At 60.4% G+C, this 20,604-nt stretch carries 16 protein-coding genes; 6 read left to right on the top strand and 10 right to left on the bottom strand.

Annotated elements, in window-relative coordinates:
• Positions 1-15: 15 nt before the first annotated feature.
• The 9 genes from PMI28_RS16840 to PMI28_RS16880 form a co-directional block, all read right to left on the bottom strand.
• Positions 16-3,468: an alpha/beta fold hydrolase gene (locus PMI28_RS16840; RefSeq protein WP_007985980.1), complete on the bottom strand. Its 3,453-nt coding sequence runs from the start codon at positions 3,466-3,468 to the stop codon at positions 16-18.
• A 993-nt stretch (positions 3,469-4,461) separates the two neighbouring features.
• Complete coding sequence (locus PMI28_RS16845) at positions 4,462-5,697, bottom strand: retropepsin-like aspartic protease (RefSeq protein WP_007985976.1); 1,236 nt, start codon at positions 5,695-5,697, stop codon at positions 4,462-4,464.
• 170 nt (positions 5,698-5,867) lie between these two features.
• Complete coding sequence (locus tag PMI28_RS16850; RefSeq protein ID WP_007985974.1) at positions 5,868-6,434, bottom strand: GNAT family N-acetyltransferase; 567 nt, start codon at positions 6,432-6,434, stop codon at positions 5,868-5,870.
• A 148-nt stretch (positions 6,435-6,582) separates the two neighbouring features.
• A complete protein-coding gene (etfB, locus tag PMI28_RS16855; RefSeq protein ID WP_007985972.1) occupies positions 6,583-7,353 on the bottom strand; it encodes an electron transfer flavoprotein subunit beta in 771 nt (256 codons plus the stop codon).
• Positions 7,354-7,368: 15 nt separating this feature from the next.
• Positions 7,369-8,589 (bottom strand): electron transfer flavoprotein subunit alpha, encoded by a 1,221-nt coding sequence (gene etfA, locus PMI28_RS16860; protein ID WP_007985970.1) that lies wholly within the window; start codon positions 8,587-8,589, stop codon positions 7,369-7,371.
• Positions 8,589-10,532 carry a dimethylglycine demethylation protein DgcB gene (dgcB, locus tag PMI28_RS16865; RefSeq protein ID WP_007985969.1) on the bottom strand — a complete coding sequence of 648 codons (1,944 nt, stop codon included), beginning with the start codon at positions 10,530-10,532 and terminating at the stop codon, positions 8,589-8,591. Before dgcB ends, etfA begins: the two co-directional genes overlap by 1 nt.
• Before the next feature lie 162 nt (positions 10,533-10,694).
• On the bottom strand, positions 10,695-12,755 hold the full coding sequence (gene dgcA, locus PMI28_RS16870; RefSeq protein WP_007985967.1) for a dimethylglycine demethylation protein DgcA: 2,061 nt from the start codon (positions 12,753-12,755) through the stop codon (positions 10,695-10,697).
• Positions 12,756-12,770: 15 nt separating this feature from the next.
• The gene (locus tag PMI28_RS16875; protein ID WP_007975505.1) at positions 12,771-13,301 is read right to left on the bottom strand and encodes a DUF5943 domain-containing protein; all 531 of its coding nucleotides are present in this window, start codon (positions 13,299-13,301) and stop codon (positions 12,771-12,773) included.
• Positions 13,302-13,463: 162 nt separating this feature from the next.
• Positions 13,464-14,441 carry a dipeptidase gene (locus PMI28_RS16880; RefSeq protein ID WP_033052003.1) on the bottom strand — a complete coding sequence of 326 codons (978 nt, stop codon included), beginning with the start codon at positions 14,439-14,441 and terminating at the stop codon, positions 13,464-13,466.
• Between the two features lie 223 nt (positions 14,442-14,664).
• On the opposite strand from PMI28_RS16880, the gene PMI28_RS16885 reads away from it, so the two are divergent.
• Both PMI28_RS16885 and PMI28_RS16890 read left to right on the top strand, forming a co-directional pair.
• Positions 14,665-15,066 carry a lysozyme inhibitor LprI family protein gene (locus tag PMI28_RS16885; RefSeq protein ID WP_007985963.1) on the top strand — a complete coding sequence of 134 codons (402 nt, stop codon included), beginning with the start codon at positions 14,665-14,667 and terminating at the stop codon, positions 15,064-15,066.
• A 61-nt stretch (positions 15,067-15,127) separates the two neighbouring features.
• Entirely contained in the window at positions 15,128-15,544 is a 417-nt protein-coding gene (locus PMI28_RS16890; RefSeq protein WP_007985961.1) for a DUF3010 family protein, read from the top strand.
• Positions 15,545-15,690: 146 nt separating this feature from the next.
• Here PMI28_RS16890 and PMI28_RS16895 read toward each other — a convergent pair whose 3' ends face one another.
• A complete protein-coding gene (locus PMI28_RS16895; protein ID WP_007985957.1) occupies positions 15,691-16,635 on the bottom strand; it encodes a GlxA family transcriptional regulator in 945 nt (314 codons plus the stop codon).
• 211 nt (positions 16,636-16,846) lie between these two features.
• Between PMI28_RS16895 and PMI28_RS16900 the strand changes: the two genes are divergently transcribed.
• The 4 genes from PMI28_RS16900 (at position 16,847) to PMI28_RS16915 (ending at position 20,596) form a co-directional block, all read left to right on the top strand.
• The gene (locus tag PMI28_RS16900) at positions 16,847-17,791 is read left to right on the top strand and encodes a choline ABC transporter substrate-binding protein (RefSeq protein WP_007985955.1); all 945 of its coding nucleotides are present in this window, start codon (positions 16,847-16,849) and stop codon (positions 17,789-17,791) included.
• Between the two features lie 94 nt (positions 17,792-17,885).
• Positions 17,886-18,773 (top strand): 3-keto-5-aminohexanoate cleavage protein, encoded by an 888-nt coding sequence (locus tag PMI28_RS16905; RefSeq protein ID WP_007985953.1) that lies wholly within the window; start codon positions 17,886-17,888, stop codon positions 18,771-18,773.
• A gap of 216 nt (positions 18,774-18,989) precedes the next feature.
• Complete coding sequence (locus PMI28_RS16910) at positions 18,990-19,955, top strand: L-carnitine dehydrogenase (RefSeq protein WP_007985952.1); 966 nt, start codon at positions 18,990-18,992, stop codon at positions 19,953-19,955.
• A 164-nt stretch (positions 19,956-20,119) separates the two neighbouring features.
• Entirely contained in the window at positions 20,120-20,596 is a 477-nt protein-coding gene (locus PMI28_RS16915) for a thioesterase family protein (protein ID WP_007985951.1), read from the top strand.
• Positions 20,597-20,604: the final 8 nt, after the last annotated feature.

The raw sequence follows: 20,604 nt of genomic DNA, 5'->3' as shown, positions 1-20,604 counted from the left end.
CACAGGTAAGCAGTGCTAGCCGAGAGCTGTTTTCTCCAGGTGTCCAAGGATGATCGGGTACACATCCACCACCGCGTTCTTGCCGAACATGCAGTCGATGTGGCCGTAGCCCGGCACCACATGCCGGCTGTAGCGCTCCGGTCCGTGGACCTTGCATACCCGCTCGTAGGTCTTGAGCGTGCTTTCCGGCAGGTAGCATTGGTTGTCGGCGCCGCTGATGAAGCAAATCGGCATGCTCAAGCGCTCGAAGTGCGGCATGTACACGTCATGACCCTTGAAGTCCACCAGATGCCCCTTGCGCACAATCAGCGCCAGATGCTCGAAGGTGTGCATGTTCGACTCACCAAACAGCTCGTGTAGGTTGTCGTGCAGGGTTTCATTGAGGGTGTCGTGGCGGTACAGCGAGGCGTACATGAAGGTGATGCGGTGGCACACCGGGTTGGTGCAGTAACCCTGGGCTTCGATCCGCGCATAGCCGTTGAGGGCTTTGTCGTAGAGTTTGTTGAACCAGTTCTCCTTGCTGTCGGCATAGGCAGTCAGTGATTTGATGCCGACCGCGTCGAGCATCCCCGGCAGGTGCAGCCCGGCCTTCAACCCTGTCGCCGTGGCGACCACGGTGTCGGCGGCAATCTGCGAGCAGACCACCGAGCGCACGCCCTGCAACCCGGCCAGCAGCGACATGAAGAACGTCGTCGCGCCGTAGCAATGCACCACGCACTGCACATCGTCAGCCTTGGTTTCCTGCTGGATCCGAGCGATGGCCGCCTTGAAATCGTATTGGGCAATCTGGTCGCCGTTCCATTCCCGCTTGCTCGCCGGTAGCAGAATGCTCACCCGCAAATCCAGCAACCAGACGTCGTAGTCATGCTTGCACAGGTATTCCAGCAGGTTGGTCTGGATGGTGTCGGTGGAGAAAATGTTCGAACCCACCCCCAAGCCATGCACCAGCATCACCGGGCCTTTTGTGCCGCCCTGATAGCGGGTCAGCCTTAGTTCGACGCCATCCTCGGTGGAAAAGAAATGCACGCTCGGTGACGGTGCATCCAGCGGTCGTTTTTGCCGTGGCGGTGCATCGGGGTTGAAGTAGATGTCACCGGCGAACACCCCACCGTAGCTTTCCCAGAGGATGCCGGCGAAGAACTTGCCGAAGCGCGCCAGACCGTCGATGCGCTCGCGCTCGTTGCGGGCGTTGAGCACCTTCATGGTGGTCATCTGTTTGGCGAAATCGGTCGGGTGGATGTGCATCACCCCGCAGCCGATCACCTCGCCACTCTTGTCCGGCCCGCGATACAGCGTGATGTAGAGGGTACTGGTGTCGTGCCAGATGTTCAGCACGCCATTGTCTTCCGGCACGGTTTTGAAGGCGCTGAAGAAATAATCGCTGCCGTCCTCGGCGGTCAGCTTCATGTCGTAGTTCATGTGGCGCACGCCGACCTGTTGCTGATACTGCTCGAACAGGTTGAACACACCATTGCTGGCGGTCAGCGGCTGAGGCGACAACGCCGGAGCGTTAACCGTGCCGACCAGGGTTGCGGCATGCTCCGGCTCCTTGATCATACGATTGAGGTCGGCGGCAGTGATGGTCAGGGTAAAGTCGATCGGTGAATTGTCCGCTTCGCCACGCTTGGCCGCGGCTTCATAGACTTTCAGGTCGGTGCTTTGCGCAGCGCTGAAGGCCCGGGAGAAATAGCCCTTCATGGTTTCGGTGAACTGCACGCCGAGAGTCTGCGGCACCGACGGTTTACGCGGCGCCGACGGCAGTGTGTAGTCGATGTGCCAGCCGCGGTCAGCCGCCAGCAGTCCCATATTGCGCTCGCTCACCGCCGAGATGGTCAGCAGTGGGTTGACCGCCAGCGACGTCGGGATCACCGCACCGTCGGTCACATACAACGAGGCGTACACATCGCTGCCGCTGGCACCACTGAACACCTGCCCCTTGTGGTTGACCACGCCTTGCGCCGCGTCCTCGCCCATCACGCAACCGCCCAACGGGTGTACCGAGACGATGCTGTGCTTGAGCAACTTGGTCCAGATCGGATTTTCCACCCAGATCCCGCCCAGCGCCTTGGTGCTCTGGTGCAGCCGTTCGTTGCCGAGTTTGACGTTTTCCTGCTCGCCGACACCCGGCCAGTCGATACGCAGTTGGTCCTTGCTGTCGAGCAGCATGCGTCCGTTGCCGCTGTCGTGACTCATGATCAGGTAGGTCTGCATATTGTGCAGCGCGCCGTAGTACGGGCCACGCAGGAAGCTCTCGACTTCGCGTTCCTTGTACTTCAACTTGGCGCTGAACGTGTCGTCACTCGGCACGCCAATCAACTCGGCGAACCCGGCCATGCTCGGCACCATCGGCCGGCCAAGGGCGCCGGGGATCGAACCTTCTTCGATGACCATGCGGCTGCGCCAATCGCCTTCGGTACGCATGTCGATGATCGAGGTAATGCACGGACCGACCGGGTGCAGTTCCTTGGCCGGATGCGCGCCGAAACCGATACCGTTGATGCTCTGTTCGCAGTTGTGGCCGAAGCCGAGGATGTCACCGTTGCCGCTCATGTTCTCGCCAAGCTGGCCGGACATTGCCAGGCCTTTGTCGCGAGAGCGCAGGAGGATTTCGGTGGAGCCGAGAGTACCGGCAGAAACCACGACGATGTCGGCTTTGACGAACAGGGTCGGCGCGGAAAACTTTTCGCGACCGCTGTCCAGGTACTGGAAGTGCACGATCCAGCCATCGCCGTCGCGCTCCAGATACCGCACCTCGGCCTGACAGAAAATCTCCGCGCCATGGTTCCAGGCGTCCGGCAGGTAATTCATCAGCGTGGTGTTCTTGGCCTTGTTGTTACAGCCCGAAACACAGTCGCCGCAGTGATTGCACGGCAGCTGCTCGACGCCGACGTGGTTGGTGTTGTTTGGCAGTTTGTCGAAGGTCACGTTGATCGGCGGCTTGTAGAAATGTGCGCCCTGCTTGAGGTAATCCGCGGACTTTTTGTTGGCGTCGAGTTTGGGCAGGTTCGGCGCAGTGTTCGGATAGGGATTGGGCTTGAGCATTTCCCGGGCACGGGCGTAACCGTCCTTGAGCAGGGTGTCACGGTGTTCGCGCACTTGTAGCGGCCAACGCGGGTCGTCAAACACCCCGGGCTCCGGTTCCAGGGCGACGTTGGCGTTGATCAACGACGTTCCACCGAGGCCGCAGCCCACCACCACGTTCTGTTGGGCATTGACGTGCAAGTCGAACAGCCCGGTGCGTGACCCGATGTGGCCGTCCGGATCATGCACTTGCAGCTCTTCAGTGGCGGCGAGCATGGTGTTGGGGTACTCGCCGGGGCGGATTTCCCGACCTCGCTCCAGCAGGCACACCCGTTTACCGGCCCGGGACAGCCGCGACGCGGCAATGCCGCCGCCGTAACCGGAACCGATGACGATCACGTCGTAGTGTTCCTTGATCTCGCTGATGGGCGTTGCAATCCGTGTCATGAGTAGGTTCCTCTCAGGCAAATCGGGCAACTCTGAGGTTGCCTGCAATCAATGGGCGAACGGGCACCTGGCCTCCGGGCGCACCCGGCGGCAGCACAACGGTTTGGGGAGGGTTCAGGCGCTATAGGCGAGCGCGCTGGTTGGCGGTACGACGCAGCGTACGTTTGCGCGGCAACGGCGTCGTCAGCAAAGCGCGGAACGTACAGGGATTAGGGGACGAGCGATGGGGCTGGCTATCCATCATGTGTTCTCCCTGAACCTGATGTGGATAAGTGACGGCTGTCCTTGTGCCATTGGAGTGAAGACAGGCGACAGATTGAAGTCAAGGCATTGACCTAGAACTGTACGAAATCTGAGCTATCGCGTTGCGCACTATAGCCGGCGGGGCTTGCGGGGTTTGGCGAACAAGTTATCCACATAGCCACCCACAGCAAATGGGGACAACTATGCAAATGCTGGAAACTTTCTCCACAGAAACTGAAGAAAATCCGTGACTTATTCAAAACCAGAGTTCTCGGCGGGCATAGATCATTTTTTGATCAACACTATGAACGCCACGTTCTACATGGCCTGTAGCGGATGACAAACACCTTATCCACAGAAGCGCCAACAGACTTTGGGGGCAACTTCGAAGGGGCTGTGGAAAACCGCTGATAACCACGGACTTTCTGAGTTTGCGGACGGTATAACCGTGAAAACAGGTCAGTTGATCGTTTTTTAACCAAATACCTGAAGAGCACGTTTTATAAGGCTCGTAGCGGTAAGCGAACATCTTATCCACAGAAGCGCCAACAGAGATTGGGGGCAAGTCCTTGCTCTCGCATGCACTCATTCAGTGGAAAAGTCGTTCAAAAACCGCAGGTTAAGCTGGGTGTTTTTTGATCTAAGGGCTGTAGCCCCCGATTTGTATGGGCTGTAGCGAGGGGCGAACATGTTATCCACAGAAGCGCTAACAGGGATTGTGGGTAAACACCTGGGGGTGAACTGAAATGGTTAGATCTTGTTAAAACACGACCGCCCCGACTCGATATCCAGATTCAATTCAAAGTCCTTGAATGCACGCCACCCGAGCAGAATCGAAGGCACGTATCGCCCAAGCACCAACGACGGCGGGATGGTGAAGCCTGGATAGTATTTGTAGTGAATTGCCATGGTATTGCCCGGCAAGGTCAATACGCCTTTGAAGGTCTGGTAGCGCTCTTGAGAGGCGGCGCTGATGGGTGAGCTGCCAGGGGTCAGGGACGCGACGACGTTCATCGGACTGCCCGGCGAAGCCGACGTCAGGTAATCGATATTCCCGGTATCCACAATCGCCAAAGTCACCCGGTTGTCCAGCCTCGCGGTGATGGCCAGTCGTTGGTTGATATCCATACGGGTGTAGATAATCGGCGAGTCACAGCGCTCGGAAGGCGCGGCATTGAGCTCCAGCGTTTTCCTGGTGATTTTCAGCCGCCCCAGCTTGCTGATCAAATCCAGCCCCAACAAGTTGTCCCTATCGCTGACAAAGACCAGGACGTTCCTGAATTCGCTTGCTCCTACTTTTATGGATTCAAGTATCCCGAGCCTGGCAGACACGTCACGCTCACCATAAAAAGTGCTGTAGGCATAGTGCGAGTCGGTTAACAGCCTGACCCCCATCCGTTTCGCAGTTTCGTTGTTGACTCGGGTTTGCGGCGCACCCGTATCAAGAATGAAACGTGAGGAATAACCATTTGCCGCGCTGACATCAATGAATGGCAGCACCTCTTCGGTGATGGAAAACTCACTGGAAAAAGGATGAATCGCCAGCACTTCCCGCTGCCTGGTTCTTTCCACAGAGAAATCGTCGAGGGCTCTCAGGGTCGAGAGAGATTCGTTGCCGAACATTGAAAACAATGCTTTGAGCTCTGGATCCCTTTCGATCGCCAGAGCGTGTTTACGCTTGATTGCCAGATAATATTCGGGGAGCTGATTTGCGGCTTTGGCCTCGAATATTCTGGCTAGCACCGACACAGAGCAACTGAGGTTTTCTGCAGCATCCAGCACTTTCTCGCACTGCTGCCTAAGTTGCACCAGAGACGCTTTCTGCCCCTGCTCAGACTCCATCCACTGATAGAAATCCGCAACGCCATCGGCACCTGCCGCGGGAGCTTTTGTCTGGATGGCAGACATCAATCCCGAAGACAGACACATAGCCGATGCAAAGAGCATCAGCGCCCGACCGCAAGCGTTCATATTCAACCCATTCATAAAAGCCAGGTTTTATGAGTAAGCGCTGAACGTCAGATAGCTCCCGAAACCGTGCTGCACCCTTAAACAGCGCCTAGAAAACTGTAGCTCAGCAGGCTGGGGTACGCAGGGTGACAGAGGTTATCCATGGGGTTGTGGATAACCTCCGTTTGCACTTTCACGCGGCAGGCTCAGGGCCTGTGCATAAGATAGGCGTCGCCGGTGACGCGGATCATTGGATGAGGGGTGACCTGGCAGGTTTTGATGATCCCGAAACCGTGCCGCTCGTAGAAGCGCCGGGCGCCAGTGTTGGCGGCATAGTCGATCAGGCTCAGGCCATTGAGCCCCAGCCGCTCGGCACGTTCTTGAGCATGGGCGAGAAACTGCACGCCCAGCCCCCGATTGCGCCAGCCTTCATGCAGGGCCAGGCTGGAGATGTACAGGGTATCGGGCACCTCCATGTCGGCGTAAGGCGCCAGTACCGGATCGGTCGTCGGCTCCGCCAGTGGATCGTGACGCATCACGTAGCTGTGCATCATGCCAATGACTTGGCCATCGGCCTCGGCAATCAGGCAGTTCTGGTAGGAAAAATCCACGTCGTCGCGGGCATACCGAATGGCGCCGACATCCAACAGATCCTGGCCGGGCTCTGCGATCTGGCTCCAGATGTAATCTGAAGCGCCCTCGGATGAAATCTGGAACAAGCGCGCAATCTCACGCGCATCGGCGCGCACTGCCGAACGAAATTCAACTGCCATTGTTCCCCCATAAATGTCGGTGAGATGAAGCTTTTCTGTGGGAGCGGGCTTGCTCGCGAAAGCGGACTGTCAGTCAACTTAAATGTTGAATGTGACAACCTCTTCGCGAGCAAGCCCGCTCCCACATTTGATCCGGCGTGACTATTTGTCAGCGGACCACACCCTCTTCAATCAGCAACTTGAGGATCGCTTCAGCCCCCGCTTGTGCCGTAACGCCCTTGAGCACCTGCCCGCCTCCGCCACTGGCCTTGGCCGTCGCGGCTTTCATGCGGTCGGCACCGCTCTTGGCCTTGATCACCTTCAGGCGCTTGGGCCGTGGCTTGGCCGGTTGCAGGCTGGCGACCGCGAGCAGTTCATCGTCGATGACTTCAACCTCCTGCGCTTGCAGCACGCCGCGTCGGGCCGGGCCATAGGCACTCTGCCGAGGCTTGGGTGCAGCATTGTCCACCGTCGCCAGAAACGGCAGGCGTACCTTCAGCCGACGACGTTGACCGCGCGGCAAGGCTTGCAACACCAGCGCCGAACTGCCATCGATGGACTCGACCTGCGCCAGTCCCACCACCAGCGGCCAGCCCAGGCTTTCGGCCAGCAGGAACGGCAACATGCCCGAGCCTTCACCGGTTTCCGCCTGGCTGCCAGTCAACACCACCTGAGCACCGGCATCGCGCAGATACTCGGTCAGTGCCGGTAGCGCGTCGGCGCCTTGCGGTTGTTCCAGCACATGCAGTTGCTCCAGGCCCATCCCCAGGTAAGCGCGTAATGCAGGCTCGGCAATGTCGCCGGCATGCAGCACTTGCAGGTTATCCCCAGCCAGTTGCAGGCCCAGTTCCACCGCCCGTGCATCCTGTTCCGCGCGACGCGGCCGACCGGACGTCGGGTGGGCGCCGATGGACACCAGGCTGATGATTTTCGTGCTCATAACCCTTTCCTTCCCTTAAGCCGCATCGCGCTTGGCGTCGTTGCGGTAAGCCTCTACCGCCTCGATCAAGGCTTGAAGAATCTCCGCACTCTCGCCGATCACCGAGAGGTCCGCGCGCTTGATCATGTCGCAGCCAGGGTCGAGGTTGATCGCCACCACCTTGTCGCAGGCACCAATGCCTTGCAGGTGCTGGATCGCCCCGGAAATCCCCACCGCCACATAGACCCGTGCGGTGACCCAGGTGCCGGACGCGCCGACCTGACGGTCGCGAGCCATGAAGCCATCGTCCACCGCCACCCGGGATGCGCCCTCCGTCGCGCCGAGGGCTTCGGCGGTCCTGTGGAAAAGTCCCCAGTCCTTGACCCCGTTGCCGCCAGAGAAAATGAACTCGGCTTCGGCCATGGGAATGGCTGCCGGATCGACTGCCACCGCGCCCAGGTCCTCGATCCGCGACAGGCTGCGTGCCACGGTTGTGGATAACTCCACCGGTAAGGCTTCGTGACGGGTTTCGCTGACAGGTTCAGCGCACTCGGCAGCCGCCAGGATCAAGCGCGCCAGCGGACGGGCAAGGTCTTGCAGACCCGCGCCGGCGCGGCCGATGCACTCTTGATCCTTGACTTGCCAGACCCGCGTGGCCGGGCGTTCGCCCAGTGCCGCAGCAAAACGCCGGCCGAGTTCGCCGCCACCACTGCGGCTGTCCGGCAGCAGCCAGTGACGCGGGCTGAACTGGTTATCCACAGCCCGCAGGCCCTGGACCCGTTGTTCCGGTGCATAACCGTTGAATTCTTCACCTTCCAGCACCAGCAGACGGTCGACGCCCGCCGTTGCAAACGCGTTTTCCTTGTGCTCACCGAACACCACCGCCAGCACCGCGCCGTCCTTGCCGGCCAGTTGATGCGCGAGGCCCAGCAAGTCGCGGTCGTGACTGCTCAAGCGACCGCCAACCATGTCCGGCACCACGCTGATGTAAAACGCCGGCGCGGCCACCTGATGCAATGGCAATTGCACTTCGACAGCGGCTGAACGTTTAGTCGCCCCGCCCTGCTGGGCGCCGCTGCGGTCGATGCGCTTGATGCCGTTGGGGCCGATAAAGCCAATGCCATGGGGATTCTTGCGGATGACGCCGTTAGGCCCCATCCAGCTGTGTTGCGCCGGCTGCATGGCCGCGTGCAGCGGATGCAGACGGTTGCGGGCGATCCATTCGGCCCGGGGGTCGCGGCGGATAATGTCGCTCATCAGTGGGCCTCCGCAGGTTCGCGCTTGGCGGGTGTCTTGGCGGGCGCGGCGTCGTCGAGCAACGCGTCAGCCACCAGTTCGGCAATGTCCTTGATCAGCGGTCGGGGTTCGACCACGCCTTCGAGCATCGCCGTGCATTGTGGACAACCCACGGCCACCAGTTCGGCACCGGTCTCGCGGATGTCTTCCATGCGCATGTCGGGAATGCGTTGCTTGCCGGGAATGTCGGTGATCGGCGCGCCGCCACCGCCGCCGCAGCAGCGCGAACGGAAGCCGGAACGTTGCATCTCCTTCACTTCGATCCCGAGGGCGCGCAGTACCTCGCGCGGTGCCTCGTATTCGCCGTTGTAGCGACCGAGGTAGCACGGGTCGTGGTAGGTCACGCTGTCGCCTTTGTGCTGACCGAGGTTCAGCGCGCCGGCCTGGATGATTTCCGCCATGTAGGTGCTGTGGTGCTGCACCAGGTAGTTGCCGTCGAATGCGCCGTACTCGTTTTTCAGCACGTGGAAGCTGTGCGGATCGCAGGTGACGATGCGGTTGAAGCTGTACTTGGCCAGGGTCTGGATGTTGCGCTTGGCCAACAGCTGGAAGGTTGCTTCGTCGCCCAGGCGCCGCGCCACGTCACCGCTGTCGCGTTCTTCGAGGCCGAGCACGGCGAAGTCGATTTTCGCCGCCTTGAGCACTTTGACGAAGGCGCGCAGGGTGCGCTGGTTGCGCATGTCGAAGGCGCCGTCGCCAACCCAGAACAGCACGTCGGTGGATTTCTTTTCGCTGAGCAGGTTGAGGTTCAAGTCTGCCGCCCAGTTCATCCGCCCGCCCGGCGCAAAGCCGCCCGGGTTGTCGGTGGCGATCAGGTTTTCCAGGACTTCCGCGCCTTTGTTCGGCGTGGCGCCCTTTTCCAGGGTCAGATGACGGCGCATGTCGACGATGGCATCGACGTGCTCGATCATCATCGGGCATTCCTCGACGCAGGCGCGGCAGGTGGTGCACGACCACAGGGTTTCAGCGTCCACCAGACCGTTGACGATCGGTTGATGCGGATTACCGGCGTGCTCACCGATGGCCTTGCCCGGATACGGACTGCCGGCGAACTTCGCATCGGTACCGCCAGCCAGGCCGACGACCATGTCCTGAATCAGTTTTTTCGGGTTCAGCGGCTGGCCGGCGGCGAACGCCGGGCACGCTGCTTCGCATTTACCGCACTGCACGCAGGCATCGAAACCGAGCAACTGGTTCCAGGTGAAATCCTTGGGTTTTTCCACACCCAGTGGCGCAGTCAGGTCGCTAAGATCCAGCGGCTTCAAACCAGTGGAACGGCCGCCACCGAAGCGCTCGGCGCGACGGTGCCAGGCCAGGTGCAAGGCACCGGCAAAGGCGTGCTTCATCGGCCCGCCCCAGGTCATGCCGAGGAACAGTTCCGACACGCCCCACAACACACCAACCCCGAGAATCGCCGCCAACAGCCAGCCACCGAAGTTTTCCGGGAGGATGCCCGCCACCGGCAGAGTCACCAGGAAGAACGAGGCCGAGAACGCCAGCAGGCTTTTCGGCAGGCGCATCCACGGGCCTTTCGACAGACGCGCCGGCGGGTTGCGCCGACGCAGGTAAACAAAGATCGCGCCGACGAACATGACCGCCGTCATCAGCAGCAGCGCATAGCCGAGGAAACGGTTATGCAGGCCGAAACCATGCACCAGAATCGCCAGCACGACGGACGCTACCGCTCCGCCAGCCGTGGCGACGTGGGTATTGGCAATGTATTTGTCCCGCGCCACCACGTGGTGCAAATCGACCATGTAGCGCTTGGGCATGGCGAACAGGCCACCGATCAGGTCGACTTTCGAAGCCCGGCCCCGGCGCCACATAGCCACCCGCCGCAACGCACCCAGGACACCAAGGCCGATGGCTGCGAACAACAGGATTGGAAGAAGGGTGTTCAACATGGTGAAGCTCCCAAAGACCGCAGGATCTTGCAGGTCGAGATGCCTTACTCGGTTCCTGCGGGAGCGGGCTTGCTCGCGAAAGCGGCAGGTCAGTCAATTCATGTGCGACTGACAGAATGCATTCGCGAGCAAGCCCGCTCCCACAGGGTCATGTGCAAGCCTTTAGAAGTCTTTGCACAACCGCAGCGCGTCATAGATCGCCGCGTGTACGTTACGCTGGGCCACGCAGTCGCCGATGCGGAAGAGTAGGTAGCCGTCGCCGCTCTGTTCCAGGCATGGCTGCGGCTTGATCGCGAACAAGGCTTCGACGTCGATCTGACCTTTGTTACGCGAGCCATCCTTCAGCGCGTAGTAGATTTCTTCGTCCGGGCGCACGCCGTTTTCAACGACCACCTGGTCCACCACCCGCTCCTCTTTGGCGCCGGTGTATTCGTTCTCCAGCACCGCCACCAGCTTGTCGCCTTCGCGGTAGACCTTCTCCAGCATCATGTCGCCGGTCATGATCACTTCTTTCGGATACATGCTGCGGTAGTACGTCGGGAACGAAGTACCGCCAATCGCCACACCAGGCTTGATGTCGTCGGTGACGATCTCGACCTGACTGCCCTTGTCGGCGATGAAGTCGGCGGTCGACATACCGGTGAATTCGCAAATGGTGTCGTAGACCAGTACGTTCTTGCCCGGTGCTACCTTGCCATCGAGAATGTCCCAGCTGCTGACCACCAGACCTTCAGCCGCGCCCCAGTGCTCGTTCTGCTCGATGAACGGATGACCGCCGACCGCCAGCACCACCACATCCGGACGCAGGTCCATGATGGTCGGCGCATCCGCCGCGGTGCCCAGGCGCAGGTCGACTTTCAACCGTGCCAGTTCCAGCTGATACCAGCGGGTGATACCGGCGATCTGGTCACGCTGCGGCGCTTTCGACGCCGTGGTGATCTGCCCACCGATGAATTCCTTTTTCTCGAACAGGGTCACGTCGTGACCACGCTCGGCGGCCACACGAGCGGCTTCCATCCCCGCCGGGCCGGCACCGACCACCACCACCTTGCGTTTTTTACCGGTGGTTTTCTCGATGATGTGCGGCACGCCCATGTATTCACGGGAGGTCGCCGCGTTCTGGATGCACAACACATCCAGGCCCTGATACTGACGGTCGATGCAGTAGTTGGCACCGACGCACTGCTTGATCTGGTCGACCTGGCCCATCTTGATCTTGGCGATCAGGTGCGGGTCGGCGATGTGCGCGCGGGTCATGCCGACCATGTCGACGTAACCGCCTTCCAGAATACGGGTGGCCTGGTTCGGGTCCTTGATGTTCTGCGCGTGCAGCACGGGAACCTTGACCACTTCCTTGATACCGGCCGCCAGGTGCAGGAACGGCTCCGGTGGATAACTCATGTTCGGAATCACGTTGGCCAGGGTGTTGTGGGTATCGCAACCCGAACCCACGACGCCGATGAAATCGAGCATGCCGGTGTCGTCGTAATACTTGGCGATCTGCTTCATGTCCTCGTGGGACAGGCCATCGGGGTGAAATTCGTCACCGCAGATACGCATGCCCACGCAGAAATCGTCACCGACCTCGGCGCGCACGGCCTTGAGCACTTCCAGACCGAACTTCATGCGGCCTTCGAAGGTGCCGCCCCATTCGTCGGTACGCTTGTTGACCCGAGGGCTCCAGAACTGGTCGATCATGTGCTGGTGCACGGCCGACAGTTCGACGCCGTCCAGGCCACCGGCCTTGGCGCGACGCGCAGCTTGTGCGTAGTTGCCGATCACCCGCCAGATTTCTTCCGGCTCGATGGTTTTGCAGGTGGCGCGGTGCACCGGTTCACGTATGCCGGACGGCGACATCAGCGTCGGCCAGTTGAAGCCGTCCCAACGGGAGCGACGGCCCATGTGGGTAATCTGAATCATGATCTTGGCGCCGTGCTTGTGCATGGCGTCGGCCAGATTCTGGAAGTGCGGAATGATGCGATCGGTGGACAGGTTCACCGAACTCCACCATTCCTGCGGGCTGTCGATGGCGACTACGGACGAACCGCCGCAAATCGCCAGGCCGATCCCGCCCTTGGCTTTCTCTTCGTAGTACTTGACGTACCGGTCGGTGGTCATGCCGCCGTCGGTCGCATAAACCTCGGCGTGCGCGGTACTGAGCACGCGGTTACGGATGGTCAGTTTGCCGATCTGGATCGGCTGGAACATTGCTTCGAAAGCCATGGCGGGTTCCTCGACTTACAACGGCTTGACGATGAACAAGCCGTCTTCGTGGCCCTCTTCGGAGCCACCGTAGACTTGCTCGGCCACGGTGCGGATCTTGCTGCCGCGAGCGGCGAGAATCTGATCCATCGCACCGGCAAACCATCCGGTGAACATGTAGTCGACCTTGCGCCCGACCTTGCCGTACACGTAGACGAACGCCGAGTGTTCGAGCTTGACGCTGGCGGTGCCTTTGTCGAGGTCGATGTCCTGGATCTTGAACAGACCCCAGCCGCGCTGCGACAGGCGCTTCATGTAGTGCTCGAACACTGCTACGCCTTCCAGGCCGTGGCATTCGGCTTCTTTTTCGCACCAGTGCCAGGCGGACTTGTAGCCGGCCTTGTAGAGGATTTCGGCATAGGCTTCAGCGCCCAGCACTTCCTCGATGCCCATGTGGTTGTTGACGAAGAAATGGCGCGGTACATACAGCATCGGCAGGGCGTCGGAGGTCCAGACACCGGTTTCGCTGTCGACTTCGATTGGCAATTGCGGGGCGATCTTGGCCATGGAAACTTAACTCCAGAAAATTCGTTGTGTGTTTTGCGTAGCAGCTGCCGAGGTACGAGGCTGCGTTGCGTGTCCGTAGGACCGCCCTCGGGGGCCGCTTCGCAGCCCGACGCAGCCTCGTACCTCGGCAGCTGCTACAAGGGATCGTTGTTCAAAGTGGGCTTATTCGCCCCAAACGTCTTTCAGGACGTTTACCCAGTTCTCGCCCATGATCTTGCGTACCACGCGCTCGGAGTGGCCGCGCTTGAGCAGGGTCTCGGTCAGGTTCGGAAACTCGCCCACGGTGCGGATGCCCAGCGGGTTGATGATCTTGCCGAAGCTGGTCAGGCGGCGGGCGTAGCCCTTGTCGTGGGTCAGGTATTCGAAGAAGTCCTGGCCATGGCCCTGGGTGAAGTCAGTGCCAATGCCGATAGCGTCTTCGCCGACGATGTTCATCACGTACTCGATGGCTTCGGCGTAGTCGTCGATAGTCGAATCGATGCCCTTGGCCAGGAACGGCGCGAACATGGTCACGCCGACAAAACCGCCGTGGTCGGCAATGAACTTGAGTTCTTCATCGGACTTGTTGCGCGGGTGCTCCTTGAGCCCCGAAGGCAGGCAGTGGGAGTAGCAGACCGGCTTCTTCGATTCGAGGATGACTTCTTCGGAAGTCTTGGAGCCAACGTGGGACAGGTCGCACATCACACCTACCCGGTTCATCTCGGCGACGATTTCGCGACCGAAGCCCGACAGGCCGCCATCACGCTCGTAGCAACCGGTGCCCACCAGGTTCTGGGTGTTGTAGCACATCTGCACAATGCCAACGCCGAGCTGCTTGAACACCTCGACATAGCCGATCTGGTCTTCATAGGCGTGGGCATTCTGGAAGCCGAAGAGGATGCCGGTCTTGCCCAGCTCCTTGGCCTTGCGGATGTCGGCGGTAGTGCGCACCGGCATCACCAGGTCGCTGTTCTCGCGGATCAGCTTCTGGCTCGCGGCAATGTTGTTGACGGTGGCCTGAAAGCCCTCCCACACCGACACGGTGCAGTTGGCTGCGGTCAAACCGCCCTTGCGCATGTCTTCGAACAGTTCACGGTTCCACTTGGCAATAATCAGCCCGTCGATAACGATGCTGTCGGCGTGCAATTCGGCTGGGCTCATCAGGCTGTCCCCTATTAGCGATTCATGCGCCGAATCGTCTGCCGGCGCTTTGGGGCCAGCATATGCCTGAGGGACGGTGCAGCCGGGTGCAAAAACGACAGGGGGTTTGCCGAAAGCGTCAATCCGCGACAAAGGGTCGTCTTCAGCCACGATCGCCTCCCTGTTCAAGGCCCTCGGCTTGGGCCAGAATTCGCCGCATCACTGGAATAGAGCGGCGACCTGAATGAAATCCATCCTTCTGGCTTTGGCACTGATTGCGACCGGCGTACACGCAGCGCAGGAGTCCGACGACAACCCGTGCGACAAAGTCGAAAACGACGTCCAGACCCTCGAGTGCTCGGCCTTCAGCAAAACCACCGCCGAAGACCTGCTCAAGGAAAACTTCAAGGGCCTGACCGAGCGCATGCAGTCGCAGTACGGCAAAAACCCGTCGCAACTGGCCGACATCACCGCCAAGCTCAAGGCCGCCCAACAGCAATGGCTGAAGACCCGCGACGCAGACTGCGCCGTCGAAGCTTTCCCGGCCACCGGTGGCAGCAAGGCGTTCACCATTGCCCAGAACGATTGCATCGCGCGGATGAGTGACGAACGGTCAGAGTTTTTGGAGTCGATTGGGCAGGAGTAATGCAATCGCCAGCCAGCTTGAGCTGTAAGCTGCTCACCCTCTGTCACTAATGGGATTGAACATGAAAGTCTGCGGCATCGAAATCAAGGGCAGCGAAGCGATCATCGCCGTGGCCACGCTGGACGGCCAGGCGCTGAACCATGTTGCGCTCGCCACCAAGAAAATCGCCCTGGACGATGACGACGAAGCTGCCAACGTCAAAGTGTTTGCCGCTCAGGTCGCCTCGTTTGTCCGTGAGAATTCCATCGACCGCATCGCGATCAAGAAGCGCAGCAAGAAAGGCGAGTTCGCTGGCGGGCCGACCACGTTCAAGATCGAAGGGGTTTTCCAGCTGCTGGAGAATTGCGAAGTGACCTTGCTGTCGCCGCAGACCATCAATGCCCAGGCCAAAAAGCACAATTTCGAACTGCCGGGAGCGCTGAACAAATATCAGCATGAGGCTTATAAGGCAGCGTGTTCGGCGTTGATGAAGAAGTAACCCCCTCTCCAGACGCAAAAGATCAAATGTGGGAGCGGGCTTGCTCGCGAATGCGGTGCATCAGTCGACAACAATGTTGAATTGACTGGCCTCTTCGCGAGCAAGCCCGCTCCCACACTGGCCATGTGTTTAGCCTCAAAACTCAATCAGGCTTTCGCGGTACGCCGATCCTCCCGCGGGCACCGCGCATATTTCGCCCGATAACTGCGGGTGAAATACGACGGCGATTCAAACCCGCAGGCAATGCTCACCTCCAACACGCTCATGTCAGTCTGACGTAGCAACTGCCGGGCCTTTTCCAGCCGTAAACGCAGGTAGAAGTTGCTCGGCGTGTCGTTCAAGTGCAAGCGAAACAGGCGCTCCAGCTGCCGTCGCGTCACCTTGATCGATTCCGCCAGTTCCAGGGTGCTGAGCGGCGGTTCGCTGTGCTGCTCCATCTCGCCGATCACGTGCACCAGTTTCTTGTTGCTGATGCCATAACGCGTGGCGACTTCCATGCGCTGGTGGTCTTTGCGCGGGCGGATACGGCCGAGTACGAACTGTTCGCTGACCTGGATCGCCAGCTCGGGACCGTGGGCCTGGGCGATCAGATCCAGCATCAGGTCAATGGAAGCGGTGCCGCCGGCGGAGGTGATGCGTCGGCGGTCGATCTCGAACAATTCCTGGGTGACGCTGAGCTGTGGATAAGACTCCTTGAAGGCGTCGATGGCCTCCCAGTGCAGGGTCAGCCGATGGCCATCGAGCAAACCCGCCTCGGCGAGGATGAAGCTGCCAGTGTCGATGGCGCCCAGGGTCACGCCTTCGTTGTCCAGGCGCCGCAGCCAGTGCTCCAGCGCCGGAGTGGCGAATTTCAGGGGTTCGAACCCGGCGACCACCAGCAGCGTCGCGCCTTTTTTCAACGGTTCCAGCGCCGCATCGGCGTTGACCGACATGCCGTTGCTGGCCAGCACCGCCCCGCCATCGGCACTCAGTACATGCCAGCGATACAGCTCGCCGCGAAAACGATTGGCGACCCGCAACGGCTCGATGGCCGAGATAAACCCAATGGCCGAGAAACCCGGCATCAACAAGAAGTAGAAATCCTGGGACATGGAGCGCACTCGCTTAGCAGGTAACAAGAGGGCGGGTAGCGTGAGGACGTTGATACGCCACTTGCGAGCGGCATACAAGAGCACAGGTCGCTGCAGTGCAAGAGCTGGTCGCCGCAGTGCGCTTTCACGGGCGCTTAGCTGCGTAACTTGGCATCACCGGCGCACAAAGACGACCGGACCCACAATAATGAAACTGCCGAGGAACCTGAGAATGAAACGACTGATCAGCAGCTGTGTTCTTGCACTCAGTGGTACCGCATTACTGAGCGCCAGTGTCATGGCCGCCGAACCCGCCGCATGCCAGAACGTGCGCATGGGTGTAGTGAACTGGACCGACGTGATCGCCACCAGTGCCATGACCCAGGTATTGCTCGATGGCCTCGGCTACAGCACCAAACAAACCAGCGCCTCCCAGCAAATCATCTTCGCCGGGATCCGCGACCAGCGTCTGGACCTGTTCCTCGGGTACTGGAACCCGCTGATGACCCAGACCATCACCCCGTTCGTCGATGCCAAACAGGTCAAGGTGCTTGAGGCGCCAAGCCTGAAAGACGCCCGCGCGACCCTCGCCGTGCCGACCTACCTCGCCGACAAGGGCCTGAAAACCTTCGCTGACATCGCCAAGTTCGAAAAAGAACTGGGCGGCAAGATCTACGGCATCGAGCCTGGCTCGGGCGCCAACACCCAGATCAAGGCAATGATCGCCAAGAACCAGTTCGGCCTCGGCAAGTTCCAGCTGGTCGAATCCAGCGAAGCCGGCATGCTCGCCGCCGTGGATCGCGCCGTGCGTCGCAACGAAGCCGTGGTGTTCTTCGGCTGGGCGCCGCACCCGATGAACGTCAACGTGAAAATGACCTACCTCACCGGCAGTGAAAACGCCCTTGGGCCGGATGAAGGCAAGGCCACGGTATGGACAGTCACCGCGCCGACCTACGCCGAGCAATGCCCGAACATCGGTCGTTTGCTGAGCAACCTGACGTTCACCGCCGAAGACGAGAGCCGGATGATGCAGCCGCTGCTGGATCACAAGGACGCTTTCGAATCGGCCAAGCAATGGATCAAGGATCACCCGCAGGACAAAAAACGCTGGCTTGAAGGCGTCACCACCTTCGATGGAAAACCGGCCGCTGAAAACCTGCAACTGACCAGTAAATAAACCGAACGAACCTCCGACTCGCAGCCCCAACGGGCTGCGAACGGGATCACCACGCCTGGCCAAAACCAAAAACTCGCCTGTAAGGAACCGCCAAATGAACCACGACGTCATCATCACCTGCGCACTCACCGGTGCTGGCGACACGACCAGCAAGAGCCCACACGTGCCGGTCACCCCGAAACAGATCGCGGCCGCCGCCGTGGAAGCCGCCAAGGCCGGCGCCACCGTGGTTCACTGCCATGTGCGCGACCCGCAAACCGGCAAGTTCAGCCGTGACGTGGCGCTGTACCGCGAAGTGATGGAGCGCATCCGCGAGGCGGACGTCGACATCATCGTCAACCTCACCGCCGGTATGGGTGGCGACCTGGAAATCGGTGCCGGCGAGAATCCGATGGAGTTCGGTCCGAATACCGACCTGGTCGGCCCACTGACCCGCCTGGCCCACGTCGAAGAATTGCTGCCGGAAATCTGCACCCTCGATTGCGGCACCCTGAACTTCGGCGACGGCGACACCATTTACGTCTCCACCCCGGCCCAGCTGCGCGCTGGCGCCAAACGCATCCAGGAACTGGGTGTGAAAGCCGAGCTGGAAATTTTCGACACCGGTCACCTGTGGTTCGCCAAGCAGATGATCAAGGAAGGCCTGCTCGACAACCCATTGTTCCAGCTGTGCCTGGGCATCCCGTGGGGCGCGCCGGCGGACACTACCACCATGAAAGCCATGGTCGACAACCTGCCCGCCGATGCGGTCTGGGCCGGCTTCGGTATCGGTCGCATGCAGATGCCGATGGCGGCGCAAGCGGTATTGCTCGGCGGCAACGTGCGCGTCGGCCTGGAAGACAACCTGTGGCTGGACAAGGGCGTGCTGGCGACCAACGGCCAACTGGTCGAACGCGCCACGGAAATCCTCAGCCGCCTCGGTGCCCGGGTACTGACCCCGGCTGAAGGCCGGGCAAAAATGGGCCTGACCAAGCGCGGTTAATTCACAACAACTTTCCCCCTGTGGGAGCGGGCTTTTGTGGCGAGGGGGCTTGCCCCCGTTGGGTTGCGAAGCGGCCCTAAAACCAGCAACCGAGGTGTTTCAGACACACCACGTGCAACGGTTTACGACTGCTTCGCAGTCGAACGGGGGCAAGCCCCCTCGCCACAAAAGCTCGCTCCTACAGTTTTTTTTCCGAGCCAAATTCAGGAATTGACCATGAGCTTCATCACCGAAATCAAAACCTTCGCCGCCCTGGGCAGCGGTGTCATCGGCAGCGGTTGGGTATCCCGCGCCCTCGCCCATGGCCTGGATGTCGTGGCCTGGGACCCGGCACCCGGCGCTGAAGCAGCCCTGCGTAAACGCGTTGCAAATGCCTGGGGCGCCCTGGAGAAACAAGGCCTGGCCCCCGGCGCTTCGCAGGATCGCCTGCGCTTTGTCGCGACCATCGAAGAGTGCGTGCGCGATGCCGATTTCATCCAGGAAAGCGCCCCGGAACGACTGGAGCTGAAACTGGAACTGCACAGCAAAATCAGCGCGGCGGCCAAGCCCAATGCGTTGATCGGTTCCAGCACCTCCGGCTTGTTGCCGAGTGAATTCTACGAAAGCTCCACGCACCCGGAACGCTGCGTGGTCGGCCACCCGTTCAACCCGGTTTACCTGCTGCCGCTGGTCGAAGTGGTCGGCGGTAAAAATACCGCCCCCGAAGCGGTGCAAGCCGCGATGAAAGTCTATGAATCCTTAGGCATGCGCCCACTGCACGTGCGCAAGGAAGTACCGGGCTTCATCGCCGACCGTCTGCTTGAAGCGCTGTGGCGCGAGGCGCTGCACCTGGTCAACGACGGCGTGGCGACCACTGGCGAGATCGACGATGCCATCCGCTTCGGCGCAGGCTTGCGCTGGTCGTTCATGGGTACGTTCCTGACCTACACCCTCGCCGGTGGCGATGCCGGCATGCGTCACTTCATGGCCCAGTTCGGCCCGGCGTTGCAATTGCCATGGACCTACCTGCCGGCGCCGGAGCTGACCGACAAACTGATCGATGACGTGGTCGATGGCACCAGCGATCAACTGGGCAAACACAGCATTTCGGCGCTGGAGCGCTATCGTGATGACTGCCTGCTGGCGGTGCTGGAGGCGGTGAAGACCACCAAAGAAAAACATGGGATGGCCTTCAGCGAGTAACCCAAAGCTGCGGGGCCAGCAGGGCTGGCCCCATCGCGAGCAAGCTCGCTCCCACAGGGGACCTGCTGAGTGACATTGATTGTATTCACACCTCAAATCACTGTGGGAGCGAGCTTGCTCGCGATAGCGGCAGTCCAGTCACCACACAAATTGGATCAGAAACCATGCCCAGCCTCACCACCTACCAAACCACCATCATCCCCGACTGGGTCGACTACAACGGCCACCTGCGCGACGCCTTCTACCTGCTGATTTTCAGCTACGCCACCGATGCCCTTATGGATCGCCTGGGACTCGACAGCAACAGCCGCGAGGCCAGTGGCAACTCGCTGTTCACCCTCGAACTGCACCTCAACTACCTGCACGAAGTGAAGCTCGACGCTCAAGTCGAAGTGCACACCCAAATCATCGCCCACGACAGCAAGCGCGTGCACCTCTATCACAGCCTGCATCTGGTCGGTGATGACCAGGCGCTGGCGGGCAATGAACAGATGCTGCTGCACGTGGATCTCGCCGGGCCGCGTTCGGCACCGTTCAGCGACCTGTCCTTGAGCCGGCTGCAAGCCATCGTCGCCGAACAGACGGACCTGCCCACGCCCGAGTACATTGGCCGAGTGATCGCATTACCCCCAAAAAAATAACAAGGAGA

The sequence above is a fragment of the Pseudomonas sp. GM48 genome, assembly GCF_000282335.1.
In the GTDB taxonomy this organism is placed as follows: domain Bacteria; phylum Pseudomonadota; class Gammaproteobacteria; order Pseudomonadales; family Pseudomonadaceae; genus Aquipseudomonas.
The sequence above is the reverse complement of the archived record's forward strand: the minus strand, read 5'-3'. Positions and strand labels throughout refer to the sequence as shown.

What these genes read in the sequence shown, in the direction of transcription:
- PMI28_RS16840 (WP_007985980.1), bottom strand. Translation starts at nt 3,468, where the DNA reads ATGACACGGATTGCAACGCCCATCAGCGAGATCAAGGAACACTACGAC.
- PMI28_RS16845 (WP_007985976.1), bottom strand. Translation starts at nt 5,697, where the DNA reads ATGAATGGGTTGAATATGAACGCTTGCGGTCGGGCGCTGATGCTCTTT.
- PMI28_RS16850 (WP_007985974.1), bottom strand. Translation starts at nt 6,434, where the DNA reads ATGGCAGTTGAATTTCGTTCGGCAGTGCGCGCCGATGCGCGTGAGATT.
- etfB (WP_007985972.1), bottom strand. Translation starts at nt 7,353, where the DNA reads ATGAGCACGAAAATCATCAGCCTGGTGTCCATCGGCGCCCACCCGACG.
- etfA (WP_007985970.1), bottom strand. Translation starts at nt 8,589, where the DNA reads ATGAGCGACATTATCCGCCGCGACCCCCGGGCCGAATGGATCGCCCGC.
- dgcB (WP_007985969.1), bottom strand. Translation starts at nt 10,532, where the DNA reads ATGTTGAACACCCTTCTTCCAATCCTGTTGTTCGCAGCCATCGGCCTT.
- dgcA (WP_007985967.1), bottom strand. Translation starts at nt 12,755, where the DNA reads ATGGCTTTCGAAGCAATGTTCCAGCCGATCCAGATCGGCAAACTGACC.
- PMI28_RS16875 (WP_007975505.1), bottom strand. Translation starts at nt 13,301, where the DNA reads ATGGCCAAGATCGCCCCGCAATTGCCAATCGAAGTCGACAGCGAAACC.
- PMI28_RS16880 (WP_033052003.1), bottom strand. Translation starts at nt 14,441, where the DNA reads ATGAGCCCAGCCGAATTGCACGCCGACAGCATCGTTATCGACGGGCTG.
- PMI28_RS16885 (WP_007985963.1), top strand. Translation starts at nt 14,665, where the DNA reads ATGAAATCCATCCTTCTGGCTTTGGCACTGATTGCGACCGGCGTACAC.
- PMI28_RS16890 (WP_007985961.1), top strand. Translation starts at nt 15,128, where the DNA reads ATGAAAGTCTGCGGCATCGAAATCAAGGGCAGCGAAGCGATCATCGCC.
- PMI28_RS16895 (WP_007985957.1), bottom strand. Translation starts at nt 16,635, where the DNA reads ATGTCCCAGGATTTCTACTTCTTGTTGATGCCGGGTTTCTCGGCCATT.
- PMI28_RS16900 (WP_007985955.1), top strand. Translation starts at nt 16,847, where the DNA reads ATGAAACGACTGATCAGCAGCTGTGTTCTTGCACTCAGTGGTACCGCA.
- PMI28_RS16905 (WP_007985953.1), top strand. Translation starts at nt 17,886, where the DNA reads ATGAACCACGACGTCATCATCACCTGCGCACTCACCGGTGCTGGCGAC.
- PMI28_RS16910 (WP_007985952.1), top strand. Translation starts at nt 18,990, where the DNA reads ATGAGCTTCATCACCGAAATCAAAACCTTCGCCGCCCTGGGCAGCGGT.
- PMI28_RS16915 (WP_007985951.1), top strand. Translation starts at nt 20,120, where the DNA reads ATGCCCAGCCTCACCACCTACCAAACCACCATCATCCCCGACTGGGTC.